Source organism: Gimesia chilikensis, from assembly GCF_007744075.1.
Classification (GTDB): Bacteria; Planctomycetota; Planctomycetia; order Planctomycetales; family Planctomycetaceae; genus Gimesia; species Gimesia chilikensis_A.
Genome location: NZ_CP036266.1, coordinates 1,924,032 through 1,946,296, shown reverse-complemented (window position 1 = coordinate 1,946,296; position 22,265 = coordinate 1,924,032). Strand labels below are relative to the sequence as shown.

12 protein-coding genes are annotated in these 22,265 nt (G+C 54.3%); 5 read left to right on the top strand and 7 right to left on the bottom strand.

The features are described from left to right. Positions 1–9: 9 nt before the first annotated feature. The 6 genes from HG66A1_RS07430 to HG66A1_RS07405 form a co-directional block, all read right to left on the bottom strand. Entirely contained in the window at positions 10–1,425 is a 1,416-nt protein-coding gene (locus tag HG66A1_RS07430; RefSeq protein WP_145181587.1) for a DUF1501 domain-containing protein, read from the bottom strand. Positions 1,426–1,476: 51 nt separating this feature from the next. Continuing rightward, positions 1,477–4,815 (bottom strand): DUF1553 domain-containing protein, encoded by a 3,339-nt coding sequence (locus HG66A1_RS07425; protein ID WP_145181584.1) that lies wholly within the window; start codon positions 4,813–4,815, stop codon positions 1,477–1,479. A gap of 418 nt (positions 4,816–5,233) precedes the next feature. Beyond that, positions 5,234–7,684: a phenylalanine--tRNA ligase subunit beta gene (gene pheT, locus HG66A1_RS07420; RefSeq protein ID WP_145181582.1), complete on the bottom strand. Its 2,451-nt coding sequence runs from the start codon at positions 7,682–7,684 to the stop codon at positions 5,234–5,236. Positions 7,685–7,737: 53 nt separating this feature from the next. Further along, on the bottom strand, positions 7,738–8,721 hold the full coding sequence (pheS, locus tag HG66A1_RS07415) for a phenylalanine--tRNA ligase subunit alpha (RefSeq protein ID WP_145038121.1): 984 nt from the start codon (positions 8,719–8,721) through the stop codon (positions 7,738–7,740). Between the two features lie 298 nt (positions 8,722–9,019). Further along, complete coding sequence (locus tag HG66A1_RS07410; protein WP_145181580.1) at positions 9,020–10,429, bottom strand: DUF1501 domain-containing protein; 1,410 nt, start codon at positions 10,427–10,429, stop codon at positions 9,020–9,022. A 59-nt stretch (positions 10,430–10,488) separates the two neighbouring features. Next, a complete protein-coding gene (locus HG66A1_RS07405) occupies positions 10,489–13,470 on the bottom strand; it encodes a DUF1553 domain-containing protein (RefSeq protein ID WP_197997023.1) in 2,982 nt (993 codons plus the stop codon). A 1,495-nt stretch (positions 13,471–14,965) separates the two neighbouring features. Here HG66A1_RS07405 and HG66A1_RS07400 point away from each other — a divergent pair. From HG66A1_RS07400 to HG66A1_RS07380, 5 genes are all read left to right on the top strand, one after another. Then, the gene (locus tag HG66A1_RS07400; RefSeq protein ID WP_145038113.1) at positions 14,966–15,112 is read left to right on the top strand and encodes a DUF3309 family protein; all 147 of its coding nucleotides are present in this window, start codon (positions 14,966–14,968) and stop codon (positions 15,110–15,112) included. A gap of 933 nt (positions 15,113–16,045) precedes the next feature. Next, positions 16,046–16,348: a hypothetical protein gene (locus HG66A1_RS07395; protein WP_145181576.1), complete on the top strand. Its 303-nt coding sequence runs from the start codon at positions 16,046–16,048 to the stop codon at positions 16,346–16,348. Between the two features lie 271 nt (positions 16,349–16,619). Next, positions 16,620–17,930 carry a Gfo/Idh/MocA family protein gene (locus tag HG66A1_RS07390; protein ID WP_145181573.1) on the top strand — a complete coding sequence of 437 codons (1,311 nt, stop codon included), beginning with the start codon at positions 16,620–16,622 and terminating at the stop codon, positions 17,928–17,930. Between the two features lie 603 nt (positions 17,931–18,533). Beyond that, entirely contained in the window at positions 18,534–20,249 is a 1,716-nt protein-coding gene (locus HG66A1_RS07385; protein ID WP_145181571.1) for a hypothetical protein, read from the top strand. A gap of 143 nt (positions 20,250–20,392) precedes the next feature. After that, positions 20,393–21,241, top strand: a complete 849-nt coding sequence (locus HG66A1_RS07380) for a hypothetical protein (protein ID WP_145181568.1) — start codon at positions 20,393–20,395, stop codon at positions 21,239–21,241. 125 nt (positions 21,242–21,366) lie between these two features. On the opposite strand, the gene HG66A1_RS07375 is transcribed toward HG66A1_RS07380, so the two are convergent. Continuing rightward, complete coding sequence (locus tag HG66A1_RS07375; protein ID WP_145181566.1) at positions 21,367–22,212, bottom strand: tetratricopeptide repeat protein; 846 nt, start codon at positions 22,210–22,212, stop codon at positions 21,367–21,369. Between the last annotated feature and the right edge of the window lie 53 nt (positions 22,213–22,265).

Genomic DNA, 22,265 nt, shown 5'->3' with positions numbered 1-22,265 from the left:
GAAACGTTCTCAGGCAAACAGGTCGTACATCACCTCGCCATGAATGTCGGTCAGCCGGAAGTCCCGTCCGGCAAATTTGTACGTCAGCCGTTTATGATCCAGCCCCAGCAGATGCAGCATCGTGGCGTGCAGATCATGCACGTGGATCTTGTCCTTCACGGCGTAATAACCATAGTCGTCCGTGGCACCGTACTGCAGGCCTCCTTTGATTCCGCCCCCGGCCAGCCACATGGTATAGCCCTGCGGGTTATGGTCCCGGCCGTCCGCTCCCTGGCTCACGGGGGTCCGACCGAATTCGCCACCCCAGAGCACCAGCGTGTCTTCCAGCAGTCCCCGTGATTTCAGATCTTTAATCAGGGCCGCGATCGGCTGATCCACTTCCTGACAGTTCCGCGGCAACGCCGTCTTCAATCCGGAATGCTGATCCCACTTGTAACTATGCGTAATCTGTACGAACCGCACGCCCCGCTCCGCGAACCGCCGCGCCATCAGACACTGCCGTCCGAAGTTTTTCGTCACGTCGTTATCCAGTCCATACATCTTCTGGGTCGCTTCTGACTCATCACTGATGTCCTGCAGTTCCGGGGCCGTCGTCTGCATCCGGTACGCCAGCTCGAACGAGTTGATCCGCCCCTCCAGCGCCGCATCGGGGCCCGCTTCACTCAAGTGCTCCCGGTTCATCTGCTGCAGAAAATCGAGTTCCTTCCGCTGTGTCGCCAGCGGCACACCGCTCTTGTTTTTGATAAAGGGAATCAGTGCCTTGTCCGCAGGAATACTTGCATTGCCGATCGGCGTCCCCTGGTAATCGGCCGGCAGAAACGATGAGCTGTAGGCATTCACCCCCCCATGGGTCAGCGTCGGACAGACCGTGATAAAGCCGGGCAGATCCTGGTTCTCCGATCCCAGGCCGTATGTGATCCACGACCCCATACTCGGACGCACAAACGTGTCACTCCCGGTATGCAGTTCCAGCAGTGCCCCGCCGTGCCGCGAATTCGAACCGTACATCGAGTTGATAATGCACAGGTTATCCACGCAACCCGCCACATGCGGAAACAGCTCACTCACCCAGGCACCACTCTCACCGTGCTGCTTGAACTTCCAGGGAGAACCGAGCAGGTTGCCCGTCTGGGCCGAGAAAATCTTCGGCTTATCAAAGGGGAGTGGCTTCCCGCTGTCTTTCTGCAACTGCGGTTTGTAGTCGAACGTATCCATGTGCGAGGGACCGCCGTGCATGAATAGAAAGATCACGCGTTTGGCTTTGGGCGCGAAGTGCGGCTGCTGCGCCAGCGAAGCTCCAGCCGCCTGGCTTTCACTCCCCAGCAGCCCCGCCAGTGCCAGACTGCCAAACCCGGCTGAACTCTGACGCAGCATTTCCCGCCGCGAGATCCTGGCTGGTCTCTGATGATGTATTCCGTGATTCATATCTCGTTCCATTTCCTACGGAGGGAAGCTATATTCCCGCAATGTGTTCCCTCAATCCACAAACAGAAACTCGTTCGAAGAAATCAGCACCCGACACAGGCTCTGCCAGGTCCGCTGCTCCTGCTCTTCCGGTTTCATCTCCAGCGGCTCCAGTTCCTGCCTATACTGATCCATGTAAGCCAGTGCCCGCGACACCTCTAACTCGCTCGCCGGCCGACTGAAAACCCGTTCGTAAACCAGCTTGACCTTCCCCGGCCGATCCAGGTGCGTCTCGTGCAGCACCTGCTCCGCAAAGTCACTGGTCTGCTGCATGATGAAATCGCTATTCATCATGAATAAGGCCTGCGGTGCGACCGTCGTGTGCACCCGGTTCCCGGACAGCACACTTGGATCGGCAAAATCGAAGGCCTGCAAAACTTCATATAAAGCACTTCGCACAATCGGCAGATAAACCGAACGCCGGTTGGTCTGATACATTACCGGATTGACGTTTCGCGTACTGGTAACATATTTGCGGTTCTCGACACCCAGCATTGAACCACCCATCTCCAGGTCCAGATTGCCGCATACCTGCAGAATCGAATCCCGAATTGCCTCCGCTTCCAGACGCTTGCGATTCACCCGCCACAACAGGCGGTTCTCGGGATCGCGTGCCGCCAGTTCCGGGTTGTACTCAGAACTCATCTGGTACGTTGACGAAAGCATGATCAGTCGATGCATCTCTTTGATCGACCAGCCCTGTTTCACAAACTGCACCGCCAGCCAGTCCAGCAGTTCCGGATGAGTGGGACGTTCTCCCAGCTTTCCAAAGTTGTCCGGCGTTCTGACCAGCCCGTCACCAAAGTGCCACCGCCAGATGCGGTTCACCATCACGCGTGCTGTCAGCGGATGCGAACCGCTGGTCAGCCACTCTGCCAGTTGCAGGCGACCGCTGTGCTGGTCATCGATGGGTGTTTGCTCTTCGCCCTCAATAATCTGCAGGAACTGCCGGGGAACTTCTTTCCCCAGCGTGAAATGACTGCCCCGCAAATGCACTTTCAGGTTTTCCGGCTTCTGCTCGGAGACCGACATCGCCGTCGGGTAGACAGGCAAAGCCGCTTCCTGTTTTTTCTTCTGCTCACGCCGGGCTGTCAGTTTCTTTTGAGTCGCCTCTGCATACCAGCTCTCCCGATCTGAAGGCAAGGCAAACAGGGACTTCGCATCGGTCAGCATCTGCCGCAGCTTTTCCCGCTGTGGGTCAGGCAGTCCCTGCGCCTCTTTCCCGGCTTCCGTTTTCTGATACGCCTCCCACTCTGCCAGCACTTCCTTGAACAGAGTACCGTAAAGTGCAGCAGCTTTCAAAATCCGCTCTTTCTCCGGAAGTTCATTCAATCCACTGAAGCGTTCCCATTTGGGACTCAACGTTTCGGGCACCGATCCTTTTTGAATCAGATGATTCCAGATGGCAAACGGCGAATCCTGATCTTCAGCAGACTTCTTGATCAATGAGGCCCATTGCAGCGTCAGACTCGAAACCAGATTCTCCGGAACCGGGATCTCAGCCAGCACTCCTCCGGGCTGCTCTGTCGCGGTGCGGGGCTCCGCAATCAGCAGTTTGTCAATGTGCGGAAAGGGAATCTTGCTCTCCAGCCGCACCCGGTTCTTTCCCTGCTTGAGTGTATAGAAACCTTCCACCTTCCACTCTTGCGACTTGGGATACCAGCTGCCGGTCACCGCACTGGCCGCATCATTCTTGACCAGCTCACCGTTGATCGAAAGTTCCACCGGCCGGGACTGGGCCGCTGCATACCGAATTTCCAACTGATAGCGGCCGGCTTTCGGGACCTCAATTTCATACTCGGCAATGTTGGGCAGCGTCCCCTTGTTATAGATGACGCCAATCCCCTCGCCGTACCCGGTCGTCGCTTTCTTCACGTTACCGGTCTGAAAGTTTTCCGCTTCGACCAGGATTGCCGCGTGAGACTTATAGGCACCGGGGTCGGCACCAATCGGCCCAGTCGATTTCAATAGTTGATCGTGATAGTTTTTAATCGCAGACGCCAGCAGATAATCGCGGGACCGCTTTCGCGCCGCACTCAGAAACCGTTCATCGGCCTGTTTCACGATCTGCTTGATCTCGGCATCCAGCTTCGCGATCTGCTGTTTCTGCTGCTCCAGCGCCTGAATCTCTTCCGGGCTGGCCAGCATCTGTTCCTGCCAGCGGGCGACCACCTTGAAGTTCTCCATCGTCTTCGTGCTTTTGAAGATCCCCGCCAGCGAATAGTAGTCTTCAATCGGAATCGGATCGAACTTATGCGAATGGCAGCGGGCACATCCCAGGGTCAGCCCCATGAAAGTCCGCCCCACCGTATCCAGCTGTTCGTCGATGATATCCATCTGCATTTTGACCTGGTCATCTTCGGCCAGCATCTTGGCCCCGATCGACAGGAAGCCGGTCGCAGTGATTTTCTCAGGACGGTTCTCAGCCCCCGGTTGATTTGCGAGAATGTCTCCCGCCAGCTGTTCCTGCACAAACTGATCGAAAGGCTTATCCTGGTTGAAGGCGGCGATCACGTAATCCCGATAGCGGAACGCGTTCGCGTACGACAGGTTTTCATCGAGACCGTTCGAATCGGCATAGCGTGCCACGTCCAGCCAGTGCCGCCCCCAACGCTCACCGTAACGTCGTGATGCCAGCAGACGGTCAATCACTTTCGCAAACGCATCCGGTGAATCGTCGGCCAGAAATGCTTCGACTTCCTTATTCGTCGGAGGCAGACCGATCAGATCGAACGTCGCCCGCCTGATCAGCGTCCGCTTATCAGCGCGTGAGGCCGGCTCCGCGTCCGCCTGTTCCAGGCGCGCCAGTACAAACTGATCCAGCGGCTGCTGTGCCCACTCCCGGTTCCGGGTTTGCGGCACCGCAGGTTCCTGCGGCGGTTGAAAGGCCCAGAACTCCTGCTCCGCTTTTGTAAACAGCGGCCCCGTATCTCCCGCGGCTTCTTTGCGGATTTCCGAGATCGGCTTCGCGTTCGGCCAGTAAGCGCCTGCTTCAACCCATTGAATCAGATCGGCAATCGCCTTCTGGCTCAGCTTATCTTTGAGGGGCATATGCAGCTGCCCGCTGTGCTGGACGGCACTGATCAGCAGGCTCTCTTTCGGCTTGCCCGGCACCAGGGCAGGACCCCGCTCGCCACCTCGTATCAATCCTGACAGCGAATCGACCCGCAACCCGCTCTCAACCGAATCCTCACTGTGGCAGTCATAACACTCGGCAATCAGCAACGGACGAATCCGTTTCTCGAAGAACTCAGCCTGCTTCAGGTCCGCTTCCGCCGCGATCAGCGTGCGTTTCTCGACCGCAGAAACGAGGCAGAACAATCCAAATGCCAACAGCAACAGTCGTCTCATGGCTCAGCATCCTGGCACGCTTGTAATGTAACTGACAATACTTAGGCGCTTATTTGATTACACGGGAATGAGGCTCGGGTTGGAAGGATCAGTCTCACAGCCAACTGATTATATATAATATATAATCTATTCCTGAGGCATTTTCAACCACAGTCTGAAAGATCTTCGGCACTTTCTGAAATTGCCGGAATCTGCCACTCCCCACTCTAATCAGACCATCGGTCTCCGTTCAGCAGAAACGTCGCGAAATCAATGCGCGACACGGCTCAGGATCACAACCAGTTATACCCTTTGGGACAAACCGAAAAAGGGCAACCTGTTCAGTGAAAGACGCTCTCACCCCAACGAAAAAAGCACACCCCAAACCGTTGAGGTGTGCTTTGAATTCAATCGATTGCATCGGGGGCAGCAGCGACCGTTACCGCTGGACAGCTCCGTGTTCGGACTGCAGCTGCTTCACGACAAAGTCCATCAGCTGCTGCGCTTCACCCGAGGTCAGCGTATGGTTCGCATCGCGGAACAGCATTCGGATCGTCAGGCTTTTGGCCCCCTCTCCCACGCTCTCACCGACGAAGGTATCGATACAGACCACGTTCTCCAGCTTTGGCTGCAGGCTGATCTCCCCTTCGCTCTCCTTACGGGGCTCCGCCTCCAGATTATCCACAGCCGCGGCGAAGGCATTCTCCAGTGACCGCTCGATCTCCAGGTAAGGCAGATCGACGGGTACCAGAATCGAAATATCACGGGCAATCACCTGGGTTCGTGCCAGACCAGCGAACATCCGGGCTGGTCCTCTCCCCTTCAGCAGCGTCGAGATATCCAGCTCGAAACCATACAGGGGCACGCGTGCCCGGTCTTTGATTCCCAGGGCTCCCAGATCGATGCGGCCCAGGGCTCCGATCCGCTCGCCGTCATGTGAAATCACAGCGAACTCTTCCACTCGGTAACCCAGGGCCGGCTCTTCATTGGTATAGGTAACCTGCTCAACTTCCAGATGTGCCAGCAGGTTTTCCAGCAGCCCCTTGGCACGCAGGAAGTCTATCTCGCTCTCCCGGGCAATCCAGGCAGCGTCATTGATCGGACCGCCCAGTACGCCGCCGACCATCCACCGCTCATCGTTTTCAGAATTGTTCTCGCGGAAGGTCCGGTCGATTTCGAAGAAGCGGAAACTGCTGGCGCCACGACGGGCATTTCGTTCCGCGACTTCCACAAGACTCCCCACCAGACTCTGACGCAGCGTCGTCATCTCTTTGGAAATCGGGTTCTGCACCTGAATCGATTCGCCCGGCCACTGGCTGAACGCCAGCGCGGTCTGCTCGGTCGTCAGTGGCGGAGTCCGGCTTTCCAGGAATCCGTTTCCGGTCAGGAAGCTCGCAATCAGACTCCGCAGCGTATCCGCTTCGGAATACCGCCCCTTGGTCGTAGTCGCCACCATCGGTTTCATCACGATGCTGTCATAACGCAACAGCCGGGCCACATCCTCGGCCAGCACCACTGGGTTATTCACATCCACCCGCCAGGTCGGCACCGAAATCGTCTTGTCGTCGTGCGTCATTTCCAGCTTGGAGAGACAATCCGTAATCTGCTGATTGGTAATCTCGGCCCCCAGAATTTTCGAAATGCGCGGTGCATCCAGGGGGAACTGTGTCGGCTGTTTGACGTTCGGGTAACTGTCCGTCACGGGCGAAGCCGGCTTCGCCCCGGCGAGTTCCGGATCCTGCAGCAGCTCCGCAGCCCGGTTGAACGCGCCGCTCAGCATCCCGTTCGGATCGGTCCCCCGCTCGAAGCGATAGGAAGAATCCGTGCTGATCTTCAGCTTGCGGGATGAAGTCCGGATGCAGACCGGATCGAAACAGGCCGACTCCAGCAGAATCCGCTTCGACTCAGCGGTCGTCTGTGAGTCTGCGCCTCCCATGATCCCCGCCAGCGCGATCGGTTTCTCGCCGTCGGCAATCACCAGCGGCTGCTCTTTGGCATCGACCTCTGTCTCATCCAGGAGCTTCAGCGTTTCGCCCTCTTTAATCCGACGGACTTCGATTTTGTTCCCCTTCAGGCTGTCAAAATCGAAAGCATGCATCGGCTGTCCCCATTCCAGCATCACGAAGTTGGTGATGTCGACCACGTTGTTGATCGCCCGCAGACCGGCCGTCTGCAATCGGCTCTGCAGCCAGTGAGGCGACTTCCGCACCTGGACGCTGTCAAATACCTGGCATGTATAACGTGAGCAGAGCGAATCGTCGGCAATCTCAACAGCCACCGCGTCACCTGCGCCCGCAGAATTCAATTCGCGGGCACTCGGATATTTCAATTCCATATCGAGGACGGCAGCCACTTCACGGGCCACACCGATCATCCCCAGGCAGTCGGGACGGTTCGGCAGCACCGAGACTTCCACCAGCGATTCTTCAAGCGGGGCGACTGACGGCAGACTGGCTCCCAGCGTCGCTTCGTCTTCGAAGACCTGCAGCCCCGTCGAACGGGCAATCAGCCCCATCTCTCCGTCCAGGCAGATCATTCCCTGAGATAATGTCCCTTTAATCTTACCTTCGGAAATCAGAGCCCCGCTGGGCAGCTTCGTACCGGCCACCGCCACAGGCACACCCCAGCCCACTTCCACCGGATGCGCGGTCGCACAGACAATGGTAATCAGCTTTCCTTTTTCGATTTCCACCTGGCATTCGAACAGATGATCTGCACCAGCCAGCGGCTTCTTCTCCCGGATAAAACCGATCCGGATGGGCGCCAGGGCCTGGCCCAGGTGATGTTCTTCTTCGATTTCCAGCCCGACCGTCATCAGGGCATCCAGCAGATCGCTCTCTTTGCAATCCGCCGACAGGTAATCGCGCAACCAACCAGTATTAATGTGCATCGTTTTCTCTCTATGCCAGAAAAATTACGTCAGTGAGTGTTCCGCAAGAATGATTAGAACTGACGTAAAAACGCTTCTTCGTTTTCATACATGTAGCGGATATCGGTAATGCCGTGCCGGATCATCGCCATCCGGTCCAGCCCCAGGCCAAAGGCAAAGCCCTGCCATTTCTCGGGGTCGACACCGCCGGCTTCCAGGACTTCGGGACGAATCATTCCCGCGCCCAGAATCTCCAGCCACTTCCCGTTGAACATCACATCCACTTCCGCGCTCGGCGTGGTGAACGGGAAATAACTCGGGCGGAAACGGAGCTGCACGTCGTCGCCAAACAGACTGCTGGCCACCTGGTACAACACCCATTTCAGGTCCGCAAAACTGATATTCTCATCAATGGCAATCACGTCCAGCTGATGGAAAATCGGAAAGTGCGACGCATCAATCTCGTCCCGCCGGTAACAGCGTCCCGAGGTCATCGCCCGCAAGGGTGGCGGACCGAACTGCTTCATCGCCCGTGTCTGGAACGCCGACGTATGGGTTCGCAGCACGTTCCCTTTGGTGGTGTAGAACGAGTCGTGCATGTCCCGCGCGGGATGCCAGTCGGGCGTGTTCAACGCATCAAAGTTGAAGAACTCCGATTCGACTTCCGGGTAATCGTCGTAGCGAAAACCCAGTCCGAGCAGAATCGATTTCACCTCTTCCATCGTCGCAATCAGCGGATGGCGGTGCCCCGGCAGCGTTCGAACGCCGGGCAGTGTCACATCGACCATCTCGAGGTCCGGCCCCGATTTCTCGCTGGCTTCCAGAGCCTCTTTGCGATCGTTCAAGGCCCCCTGAATTCGTTCTTTGACGCTGTTGAGCATCTTCCCGAATTCACGCTTCTCCTCGGGGGACAGTGATTTCAGCTCGGCCTGCAGGGCTCTCAGTTTTCCCTTTTTCCCCAGGTACTGGACACGCACCTCATCCAGTTCGGCAAGGGTTGTGGCAGCTGCCATACTCTCTACCGCGGTTTCGACCAGCGCGTCGTTGTTGTCAGCCATTATAATTCTTCAGGTTTTCAAAGTTCTCTAAGACTGGAATTCAGCACTTTACAGATCCGCAACAGGTACATATCTCAAGGATTGGCAACGAGTTGCGCGCAAAGCCCACCAAAGCAAAGGATTGTACCGATTCCAGCAAAATTCTGCAACCACCCACAGCGGGGCCATACGCATCATCAGAACCCCTTAAACGCTTTCGGTTTAAGGGCTTTTGAACAGAGTCGAGAAACATCGCAGGAATCCTTTCCCTACGGACAGTCTTCAGAATAATCAGGTTCCCTCCTGCGATCGGTCCTGTTTAGCTGGTCATAATCTCATGTACGACTTCGCCGTACACATCGGTCAGCCGGAAGTCGCGGCCCGCGTATCGATAAGTCAGCCGCTTATGATCCATGCCCATCAGATGCAGCAGCGTCGCATGCAGATCATGGATATGCACCTTGTCCCGGGTCGCATAGTATCCATACTCATCAGTCGCCCCGTGCACATGCCCCTTCTTCACCCCGGCTCCCGCCAGCCACATCGTGTACCCCTGCGGATTATGATCGCGGCCGTTCTTCCCCTGGGCAATCGGGGTCCGGCCGAATTCACCGCCCCAGACAACCAATGTATCTTCCAGCAACCCGCGCTGCTTCAGATCCGCCAGCAGACCGGCGATCGGCTTGTCGACCTGTTGCGAGTTCCGTTCGTGACCACTCTTGAGTCCGCTGTGCTGATCCCAGCGATTGTTCCCCAGCGCGACTTCGATGTAACGCACGCCCGCCTCGGCGAACCGTCGTGCCATCAGACACTGACGCCCGAAGTTCTCCGTCGTCTTGTCATCGATCCCATATAACGCGTGCATCTCTTTCGTCTCGGCACTCAAATCCATCAGCGTGGGCACTTCCGACTGCATCCGGAAAGCCAGCTCGTAAGAGTTAATCACCCCTTCGATTTCATTATCAACTTTGACCTCTTTCAGATGCCGCTCGTTCATCGCCTGCAGCAGCGACAGCTGTTTCCGTTGCTCGAGGGCCGACGTGCTGTTGTTTGCCAGGAACTTGATCTGTGCCTCTTTCGCTTTGGTATCCGCATCACCAATCGCAGTCCCCTGGAAAACCGCAGGCAGAAACGCGCTTCCGTAATTCCGCACGCCCCCATGTCCCCGCGAAGGACAAATTGAAATGAACCCGGGCAGATTGTTGTTCTCGGTCCCCAGGCCATACACCATCCACGAACCGACCGAAGGCCGCACCAGGCTGTCCGAACCGGTATGCAGTTTCATCACCGCCTGCCCGTGCGACTGGCCGTTGGTGTGCATCGAATTGATCACGCACAAATCGTCCGCGTGCTCCGCCACGTTATCAAACAGTTCCGAAATCCACAGGCCACTCTCTCCCCGCTGCTTGAACTTCCAGGGAGACTTCATCAGTCGCAGATTTTCCTGCGATGACTTCTCGATGTTCTTCGCCGCCTTGAAAGGCAGACGCTGACCATCCTCTTTGTTCAACCGGGGCTTATAGTCGAACGTATCCACGTGGCTCGGTCCGCCATGCATGAACAGAAAGATCACCCGCTTCGCCCGCGGCGCAAAATGCGGCTCTTTCGATGCCAGCGGCGACGCACTCTTAAGCGCCGCTTCCGCACTCAAGCCCGCCAGGGCCATATATCCGAAACCGCAAGCCGAAGACTTCAACATCTGACGTCGGGAGAAATTCAGTGAATCCATAGCCTATCCAACTCTCTATAACAGTAAACCAACTCGTAATTCAGGTTCCGGGTGTCAGTCTAATTCAAAAAGCGAAACTCGGTCGAAGCGAACAGAATCTGACAATACGAAGCCCACGCTTTACGACGGGCCCGACTCTTGTCGTCATTCTCTTTCAGATTCAGTCCGAACAGCGAATCGATGTACTGCAGTGCCTCGGCCTGCTCTTTGGCATTCGCCTCGCGTCCCAGGCAGGTCAGGTACAATTGTGTGACCCGCTCGCGATCGCTCTGTTGCTCGTCTTTCAAAATCCGCTCGGCGGTCGCTTCCGCCTGGGAAATCACAAACGGGCTGTTCATCATAAACAGCGCCTGGGCCGGCACCGTGGTGACCGATCGATTCCCCACCAGCATTTCCGGAGCGGGAAAATCAAACACGGTCAGCGCGGAAGGCACACTCCCCCGCACGATCGGCAGATAAACGCTTCGGCGAAACTCGCTCGGATTCGACCCCAGCTTCTTATTACTGTTCGGGTTGATCGCCTGCTCTGGATAATCGGAGACCACCGAACCGCCCATCGTCAAATCCAGTTTCCCGGAAACCGTCAGTACCGAATCACGAATGCTCTCGGCTGACAACCGTCTGCGGTTCATCCGCCACACCAGGTGGTTACCCGGATCTTTCTGATACTGGTCTGCACTGAAGTCCGAACTCATTCGGTAAGCACTGCTCACCATAATCTCGCGAATCAGCGTCTTCATCGACCAGCCTTCCGAGACAAACCGCTGCGCGAGGTAGTCCAGCAGTTCCGGATGCGTTGGCTGCTCGCCCAGGTGACCGAAGTTATCAACGCTCCGCACCAGGCCGTTGCCAAACAGATGCTTCCAGATCCGGTTCACCATCACCCGGCTCGTCAGCGGATTCTGCGAGCGGCTCAGCCACTCCGCCAGTTCCAGACGTCCACTCTGTTTCGGACTCACCGCAGGCTGCTCTTTCAAAGTCGCAATCGTCAGGAAGCCCCGATCGACTTTGTCACCCAGCTGATGAATATTTCCCCGCCGGGCAATCCGATAATCCGCAGGGTCTGGCTGCTCACCCACTGCCAGCGCCATCGGTGCGGGCGGCGGTGCGTTCTCTTTCAACTTCTTAAGGTCCGCCTTCAACTTCTGCACACGCGCCTGCAGGGCTTCAACTTTTTGATCATGTGCCGCTGCAGCAGCCCCGCCAGTTGGCTTCTGCGCCACCAGCACCTCTCGCTGCTTCGGCAACTTGAACTGTGGCAGGAACTGCATGGCATCGACAATCACGTAGCCGTACGTATCTTTGTTGGTGACCTCGACGTAACCGGCTTCCCCGGCCGCAAACTCAAAGGTCCCCAGTGAAGTGAAGATCCCGTCGATCGGCCCTTGTTTCGTCTGATCGACGTAAACCGTCTTCGATCCTTGTAACGAATGAATCGTGACCGGCGTCCGTTTCGCGCGACCTCGGTTTGCTGGAAAGGCAAAGCGGACTTCATACTTCCCGGCGGCCGGCAGATCAGGAGTGAATCGAATCGACTTCTTTCCCTGCCCTTCATTCAAGTCGTGCACATAACCGACACCCAGGTAATTCTTCGAATAGGTCGATTCCTTCCAGGCCCCGGTTTTCTGCGCCTGGGCATCATCGACGACAATCCCCGCCAGTGCTTCCAGCCTGGTCTGCTGTGGGGTTCCACCCTGCAGTTTCTTCAAGGCTTCCGCATCGTCCTTCAACTCGGTTTCCAGCTGCGCCAGGTCGGCTTCGTATTTCTTGATCGCAGCCGCATGTTCCGGCTTGATCGGCAATGGCCGCGTCATCCAGCCCGAGACGAACTGGTTATTCAGACGATTGCCATGCACCGTCTCCGTACTGCGGAAGATCCCCGCCAAAGCGTAATAATCGGTCATCGGAATCGGATCGAACTTATGATCGTGACAGCGGGCACATCCCAGCGTCATCCCCATAAACGCCCGGCCCGTCACATCGATCTGCTCATCGACCACATCCATCCGCAGCTTCTCTTTGTCCCGCTCGCTGAGCATTTTCGCGCCCATCACCAGGAAACCAGTCGCCACAATATTCCTCGTCCGCTCTGCATCGTTTTCATAAGGCAGCAGATCCCCGGCAATCTGCTCGCGGATGAACTCATCGTACGGCTTATCCTCGTTGAACGCCTGGATGACGTAATCCCGGTACCGCCACGCATTGTAAAACGTGAGGTTAATATCCAACCCGTTCGAATCCGCATAGCGGGCCAGGTCCAGCCAGTGACGCCCCCATGTCTCCCCGAAACGGGGTGAATCCAGCAGCCGATCGACCAGATGCTCGTACGCCTGCGGCGATGGATCGTTCACAAACTCCTGAATCTGTTGCGGAGTCGGAGGTAGTCCGGTCAGATCAAAATAAACCCGCCGCACCAGCGTACGTCGGTCCGCTGCCGCTGCCGGCTGCATCGACTTCGCTTCCAGCCGATTCAGAATAAACCGGTCCACATCATTTCGCGGCCACTCCTGTTGTTTGACTTTGGGAACCTCCGGACGAGTCAACGGACGAAACGACCAGAACTCGCGCTCCTTATCAAAATCAAATCCCTCATCAGAGGTGACCTTCGCACGGGCAGGCACATCTCCCTTTCGCGGATCGGGTGCCCCCATCTGAATCCATTTCCGGAAGTCGGCGATCACTGCTGCAGGCAACTTCTCATCCGGCGGCATCGCATAGAAATCGGGATCGTGTTCCAGCGCCTGCAGAATCAGACTCTGCTTGACATTGCCAGGCACCACCGCTTTCCCGGAATCGCCCCCCTGCAACATCCCCGCGCGACTGTCCAGCACAAACGACGCACTCTCGGGATCAGGTTCCCCCGAATGGCAATCGTAGCAGTGCTCCACAAGTACCGGGCGGATTTTGTTTTCAAAAAATTCAATGCCCGCCTGTGGTGAAACCTTCGTTGCAGACACCTTGTCAGCGGCGCGGGAATCCGTCACCAGCACTGCGGAAGAAACGAGGAGTGTCAGGCAGGAGGAAATCAGGAAAGAACGCAAGGGAGTTCTCCTTCTCGAAGCTTTTAATGATGAACGCACTCAATACGCTTTGGGAAAGCAGACTCTGATGGAATGATTCAGACCGGGAGGGATGGAGAGACGTTAAAATGGCCTGAATTTCAATCATCGTCGATTATAAACCCACACAGGCACTCGATGAACTAAAATAACAACGCATTTTGATACTTTTACTCGTATTCCCCCCGAAAAATCCATTTCATCCCCCTTCCAGACCGGAATTTCACCCACACAACTTCCCATTCCCTGCACATCCACAGCCGCCTATTTTATTAACGAAATAAATAAACAAGACTTCAAAAAACTCACCAGAATCGAATTCCATTTTCAACGCTTCAATGGTCTGCATTGTCTCCTGCTGACCATGTTCTCAGTTCAGCTTGCCCACCACTGAAGACCAGATGTACTTGCTGCATAAACTGGACTTGATCGCCACTCTCCGAATCGTATTCTTGTGCAATTGTGCTTCGCGCGCGAGGCGGATGATGCGTGCACTGGAACACAGACCACAACTGACTCAGATGCACCTGAATCAGCGTCGAATTTTCCAGTTTTTCACCAGAACAAAAATCACAGGTTCGCAATGTCCCGTCCATTTTCAAATCATCTCGCAGCACACTCAACACAGTTCGACACAGACTCACTGTAAACTCAACACATCTCACCCCACACTCAATCCACGATTCCCCCTTGACCCCCACACGCCATTCCACAAAATCATCAACACAATAAACCACAACCAAAACCAGAGTCCCCAAATCAAGGATAAACCCGAATGCCATTCGGACCGAGCGCAGCGAGCAGGAAACGGAATGAGCAACCACCCTAATAGAAAAACCGCTCCTCACTATAAACGCAGGGGCGGTGCCCACGTGCCCGCCCGCCTCGCGACTTACAAACTCATTTCAAACGGACCACTGAATCCGAATCTGACAATCATACTCATCGGCTCAGCAGCAGTAAGGTAGAGAAACAACCACCAATGCCAATCGACATCAGAAAGAATTTCGTGCCTTTCGTGGCTTTCGTGGTAGAAATAAATTTCACGTATTCCACGATCAAACCGGGTGGGCGCGGATGAAATCCGTGCCGAGCACAGCGAGCAGGAGGTCCCAGTTCACGAGATCAATTCACAACTGAGCAACCAACTCTATTCCGATTCCCTGGGGAACACATCTTCTCCAACTGAGCCAGCAATCCTCCACTGGCGGTTCGCCGATCAGTCGGGTTCACCAGCCCGCAGACAAACACCGTTTCCCCGCACACTACGCATCACTACAAATGGAAATCTCAAAAAAAGCCCCGTCGGATCTCCCGTTGTGCCAACGGTTTCCCGTCCCGTTTCAATATTCTCGGCTCATTTTTCCTACCTCGGCACGCAAGCTGCCTTATTTCATTCACAGCAAATCGAAGCCGTTCAAGAAAACAGCCAATTGACCGTTGAAGGCTGTGGTGCGTTTAGCAAAGGAACCACATCATGTTGGAGACCATACTTCTGATCGTTCTGATTCTGTTTATCATCGGTGCACTCCCCACCTGGGGATACAGTCGTAGCTGGGGTTACGGACCCAGCGGCGGACTGGGCCTGATCCTGCTGATTATCCTGCTGCTGGTACTCTTATGATCGAATCAACTCCACCCGACGACCGCAGCAGGTTCGCGGTAACGTCGGGTGCCATCTGCCGGCTTGCCCGACAATGAAATCGAGATCCTCCAGCAGGCGGGTAAGACCAAGCGCAGCGAGCAGGATGCCCCAACTCATGAGATCACTTCATAACAGAGCCATGAAATAAATTAATTTACCTTGAGGAACGCATACTCTTCACATCGTTTGCCCTGCGACCTCCTGTTGCCTCCAGCAATACCGGATTACATCCGGTACCACCCACATCCGCTCCCATAACACAACCAACCTGCATTAGCATTTTTTCGTGCCTTTCGTGTCTTTCGTGGTAGTAAAACTTTCACGTATTCCACGATCAAACCGGGTGGGCGCGGATGTAATCCGTGCCGAGCGCAGCGAGCAGGAGGTCCCAGCTCACCAGATCAATTCACTACAGAGCCATGAACTAAATTAACTTACCTTGAGGAACGCGTACTCTTCACATCGCTTGTCCTGCGACCTCCTGTTGCCTCCGGCAATACCGGATTACATCCGGTACCACCCACATCCGCTCCCATAACACAACCAACCTGCATTAGCATTTTTTCGTGTCTTTCGTGTCTTTCGTGGTAGTAAATAAATTTCACGTATTCCACGATCAAACCGGGTGGGCGCGGATGAAATCCGTGCCGAGCGCAGCGAGCAGGAGGTCCCAGCTCACCAGATCAATTCATAACAGAGCCTTCAGCAGATCAACTGAGCTGCACAGATCACTTTGACTGAACTCTTCGATATCCATGGATGAAGATCCTTCACTGGTGAGATCATCTTTGCATTAATCTTGGGTGTCGATCACTGACACTGCAAGTCCAATCTTTTCCCGAAAGTTTCTTGGATCAAGTTCTCAAAACACGCTATCATTTAGATCATTATCAGGTCCATAAGGAGGTCATAATGATTGAAGATCCTGATGCAGACGAGTTTAAAGAATATAAGCAAATGAAAGAAAATGGAGCTGATGCGAAAACCGCATATCTCAAATCAGTAGAAAATGGGCTCCCAAACCTTGTGCCCATCAGAATGTTAAGGAAAGTGTATGGCCTCTCCCTGTACGAAGCGAAGGAAATAATAATGTGCCATGAAACTGGTGCCAAATCTTTATCAGAATACCAGGAGAAGTTCATACTGCCGGCGTTAGAACAAATGGTCGAAATCATGGAAGAGGAAGATCGAAACCAGGAACTTGGGGATGATTAAACGAATTCTGTTCTCGGGCCCTGGAATCAGCTGACAGACAAATATCCGATACAATCTTTCTATGTTTACCTTCGATGCAGCTGCGTGAACCCGAACGCAATTTGAGCCGCTTGTTCTCGCTCCAGCAAACTAACCCTATTCTATTCGTGCCTTTCGTGTCTTTCGTGGTAGAAAAAAACCTATCTCCAAGTTTTCTTTTGCTCTCGAATCCCTGCATCCTATAATAAAAGTTCGTTGATATATCCCCCCACCACACTGGAGCACACCAACCATGGACCGCAGGACGTTTCTACAGGGTTCAGCCGCCGGGCTGGCCACTCTCTCCCTGGATCAGGTTGCCAAAGCCGCCGCCAGCGAACGCATCCGCGTCGGCATGATCGGGGCCGGCGGTCGCGCTGCCGCCCTCAACCGTCACTTCGCGGAAAACCCCCAGGCCGAAATCGTCACCATCGCCGAGATCGACTCCGCCCGCCTCGGCAACACCGTGGACACCGTCACCAGACTGCAAGGCAAACAACCAGAGGTCATCCGCGATTTCCGCCACCTGCTCGACGACAACAGCCTCGACGCCATCGTGGTCGGCACTCCCGATCACTGGCACGCCATCCCCACCATCCTCGCCTGCCAGGCCGGCAAAGATGTCTACGTTGAAAAGCCGGACGGACATAACATCGTCGAAGGCCAGCGGATGGTCGCCGCCATGAAAAAACACAACTGCGTCGTGCAATTGGGCTCGCAGCACCGTTCTACCGAACGCCTGAAGTCCGCCCTCGCCTACATCCGCAGCGGCGCCCTCGGTCGCTGCCTCGTCGCCAAAGCCTGGGAAAGCACCCGGCAGGGAAACATCGGCTACCCGCCTGACAGCACGCCCCCTGACACCGTCGATTACGACATGTGGCTCGGCCCCGCGAAAAAACGCCCCTTCAATAAAAACCGCTTTCACGGCCGCTGGCGCTGGTTCCACGATTACGGCACCGGCGACCTGGGCAACGACGGCGTGCATCGCCTCGACATGGCCTTCGCCGCGCTCAATGCCGCTTGTGAAGCACAAGGCGACGCCACGATTTCGCTCCCCTCAAAAATTTCCGCGACCGGCGGCAAATGGTACTTCGACGACATGCAGGAATGGCCCGACACTCTGCAGGTCACCTACGAATACCAGAGCGATACGCCCAAGATCCTGACCTACGAAATGCGGATCTGGGCCCCCTACCATTATCATGGCGAATCAGAAGGCGCCGTCATCTACGGTGACAAAGCCCACATGACCATCGGCAACAGCCGCTGGCGCGTTTACGGCGAGCGCGGCAAGCTGATCAAGGAAGTCAAAGGGGACAGCGACGCCGCCCCGCACGTGGCCAACTTCCTCGACTGCATCAAGACTCGCAGCAAACCGGCCTGCGATCTGGAAACGGTGGGACACCCCGCCTCCATTCTCTGCCACGCAGGCAACATCGCCGCCCGCGTCGGCCGCACCCTGAACCTCGATCCCCAGACCGAAACCTTCAAAAACGACGACGCCGCCAACCAGCTCCGCGGCCGAGAAGAATGGCGCAAACCCTGGGTCCTGCCCGAAGTCTAAAAAAGCAGGGGCAGGCCCACGTGCCCGCCCGCCTGGCGAATAACAAATCAGAATCACACTACCCAAAGCATCAGAAATATCCTCCCCAACCCCAGGTAAGCCCGAATGCAATTCGGGCCGAGCGCAGCGAGCAAGAAACTGACAGTGTTGCGTTCAAGCAAGAAACAGCATGTTTGCTCACAATTCCATCTTAACTGAGGTCGGAAACAGAAATACCAGATCGTACCTTTGCTCTGACAATTTCCTGTTGCCTCCGGCAATACCGGATTACATCCGGTACCACCCTCTTTCTTTACTGCACACTCACCACCATTTCATTTCGTGTCTTTCGTGCATTTCGTGGTAGCAAAATATTTGTGCGATTCGTGGTATCCTCAAGCCTGCTGTTTCAAAGGGTTCGTCTCCAGAATAATGCCATTAATCCCCGTCTGGTTATATCCTTTGAAACCCTCTTCCAAGTGTGAACTAATAACCTCTAAGGAGTTGTCAGAATCTTGATTTTCTTTAAAGTATATAAGTCTCAGGTGATACTATTCACCGAGTATTCAATTTGTGGAATAGCAGCCACACTTTTCAATCCAGAGCTTCAACACTGAATCATCAGTGTCAACACTGTTTATGACCGATCTTGACTGGCCCCGTCTCTACTTTCTTAATTGCACTATCACCTCCTCCTGCCGAACCAGTTGCCTGATTCATGACCTCAATCATGACAGTGCCGGCTATTGGAACTTCCCCACTGGTCCTGCGGTTCAAGCCGGGGTAGATTTAAGACTTTCCACCCTGCGGCAATGTATCGAACATGAACTGATCGAGGTGTATTCAGACCACTGGCTGCACGATGACAAGGTCCGGACGGAAGGTGCTATTGCTGCCAATGATCCTCGACTGGAGGATGAAGTATTTCTGCGGCATTCCCGGGCTGTCGCCACCCAGAAAGGCCATACTCTGTGGGAAACAGAGTTTCAGCCTGACTGGCAGCGTTATTGGCGGATGGACTGCGTTTATCAACATAACTCAGCCAATACACTCACATTCTACGTGGAATATGCCAGTAACAACATCTTGGAAGATTTGCTGAAGTGGTTACCCGAACTCCTTAAACTTAATACTCAATACGGTCTAAAAAAAGAGGGGTGCCATGTCTATTTTCGATCTCAGGTCACCAACTGGAAAATTCTGTCACAAGTTAAAGTCATCACTTGGAAAGGTAAAATTGACGATCCGTTATTTGTCAATCAACTCTTATCCAGAACAGAAACAGAAATTGGCTCAGAATCTCCACATCTTTTGACTCGCTTTCAATCTGGTGAATTAATAGCTGATCGATCCCAGCAACAGGCCCTGCAGGTGCTGTCACGATTGAGCCGAAAGTGGAATTATTCCGACCTGCCCACCTCAGAAAAATCGACTCCCATTTCTTGCTATTGTAACGAAGATGACCAGTACGAACTTGATTCCATTCTGCTCACAGAACAATACCACACATCAACCATCAATAAAACGGAAGTAGACTGTATCGACTGGGTGAGGCTCTGGTTACTGAATTGCATTGTTGCCATGCGAGATCGAACATCTTTTCTCACACACGAAATCCACCGTCATTCATGGGGAACCTGGAAATTCCCGGAAGGTCCCGCTTTTCAGGTAAATCCCAAAACTAGAATCAGCAAGTTACGTCACTGTATTGAGGAAGGCTTAATTAGTGTCTATCCAGACTCATGGCTGGAGGATTCTCGATTTCTCAACGCAGATACAATTCCAGCAGATGACCCCAGACTGGATGACGAAGAATTTCTGAAACACACCGAAGCTATAGTCACTTCACGTGGCCATGCGCTCTGGGAATCCGAATTCCAACCCGACTGGAACCGTTTTTGGAAACTGACCAATAAACAAACTGATGAAGAATCAGGCGAGCGATTACACACAGTAGTCTATACCAGCAACGCGATCCGGGATGAATTACTGTACTGGCTCCCACGAGAAAATAGACTGGCCACACAAACTGAATTGATAACAGAATCGTGCCATACTTGTTTTAGATACCAAGCCACGAAATGGAAAGTCATTCCTCAGGTCAAAGTGATTACCTGGAGAAGCAGTCCAAATTTCTCTGAACTGGATCGATTAAAAAAACTGTGTCTCGGTACAAATGATGAAACAGAGAAAGAGAAAATTCGGAACGCTGTAGCGGATCTGTTTAAAAAGAAAGAACAATCACACGACCGGGGGCTCAATCAGCTGTATCTCCTCAGCTCAAAATGGGACTGTGACAGCGATTCCATGCCGGTTTTAATACATCGCACCATAGACTAAATTTATTTTTTCGTGTCTTTCGTGCCTTTCGTGGTAGCAAATAAAACTCCCACCAGACCAGTTCCAGATCACATTGACACAATTTGTACCGAACTGATAGCATCCGGTCTCCCGTTGCTCGTCCAATATCAAGGAGGTTCAGGATGCCGGTTCTTGGTCGCATTGTTTTTGCCTGTTTATTCTGCTTTGGTACGGTTTGCCTGGCTGCCGATCCGCAGGAACGTCCGGGTCTGCTGAAACAGGTCACCCCTGAAACCAAGCAGCGGCCAGCAGCCCTCGATCATCTTCGCCTGGCAACAGCACAACTGCAGGCAGCGGGCCTGAAAACAGAAGCAGAGAAATTGCGGGAACTCTCCCTGCAGATCAAACAACGCATTCGTCAGAAACAGGCGGAATTGGAAACACAGGCAAACCAACTGCAACAGCTGGTGGGAACGCCGGCTCAGATTCTGTGCCGCTGTTGTATTCTGGAACTCACCCCGGACGCTGCAGAAGAATTTGCCGCAGCTGCGAAGCCGGTGAAGCAGGTTCAATCAGGAGTCGCAATTTACAGCAACGCCGAAACGGTCTTCGCGAAGCTGAAACGGGAGGGAAAAATCAAGCTGGTCCACGCCAGTCCGCAGATTGTGACCCGGCCGGGGAAACCAGCCACCTTTAAAAGTGGCGGCGAATTTCCGATCCCGATCCCGGCCGACGACAGGCAGTCCTCAGTCGAATGGAGAGAATTTGGCATCATCTGCAAAGTCGAACCGGATCTGCTCGAGAATGGTAAAGTCCTGCTCCGTTTCTCTCCTGAGATCTCAGAACAGGACTTTGCGCACGCGGTCCAGGTCAACGGCACCACGGTCCCCGGCCTCACAGTGCGACGCGTCAACACCAGGGCAGAAATGAATCTCGGGGAAACGCTGGTGGTGAAAACGGTCTCGAACACGAAAGACCAGGCAGAGACCGTAACCCTGTATATGGTCACACCGGTTAACTTTGAAGAATAATCGAACAACAAGATTTCACACTCTGCCCCGGTAACGATTTTGCCCGTGTCATCTCCTGGTGCTTATGGCAATCCCAAATTACATCTGCCCCCCGATCCGGGGTGCATCGCGAAGTTGGTTCCCGACTACTTTTTCTCAACCGCCCTGCGCGACGACTTAAGATATTTCACGCACAGGTCGTCCTGTCGTTGCATCCATTCATCCTGATCGAATTTCCAACGTTTTTTTTCTGAGACCGTTTCCCAATACATGAACTCGAGATACGTCTGCATCAGTGTCACCCCCAGCACAGGCTGTTTGGTCTCAAAGAAACCGTCGATAGCATCCTGGATAATTCCATAATCATTCTTCCCCGTTCGAAATGCCCATTGTAATTTTCGGCGGTTCTTCCAGATCGGATTCTCGGCATAGGCTTCCGGCGGCTCAGTCTCTCTACCCAGCCACTTGAGCAGCGAAGCATCGAATCGGCCAAACGTGGGAGGAGAGATCAGCGATTTCAAAGCGCATTCCCTGGCCTGGTCCAGATTTTTGAGTCGGCGATGCTGTTTCGCCAGCTGTGAAGAAACCAAGGTGAACTCAGGCAGTCGATCCAGTGCCTGCTGCCAGGCATTCACCGCCCCGTCAACATCTTTGGCCTTTAGCAGATCATTCCCCTGATTATATAGTGCTTCGGGGGAAACGGGATCAATCTTCGCATCGGGCCCCATGGGCAGATCTAAGTTTTCCTCGTCTTGACTCTGCCAGCGCAGATATTTCTGATAAGTCGAGAAGAAAGGCCCCAGTTCGAAAGTATCATGAAAAGTGCGGACCACAATCGGTTCCCGTTTTTCTTTCCCGATGGGCCAGTAAAGACCGACTTCATCGCCCCCGCCGTAGACATCCATGTCAACGGATACATAAGCCAGATTAGGAGGAAAACCCGGATCCATATCAGATGCATCCGAGGAATCGAAAGTTTTTGGCCATCGCATTATTCACACCCTTCCTGTGATAGCAGAGAAGATCAAGCAGAAACTGGTTTCGC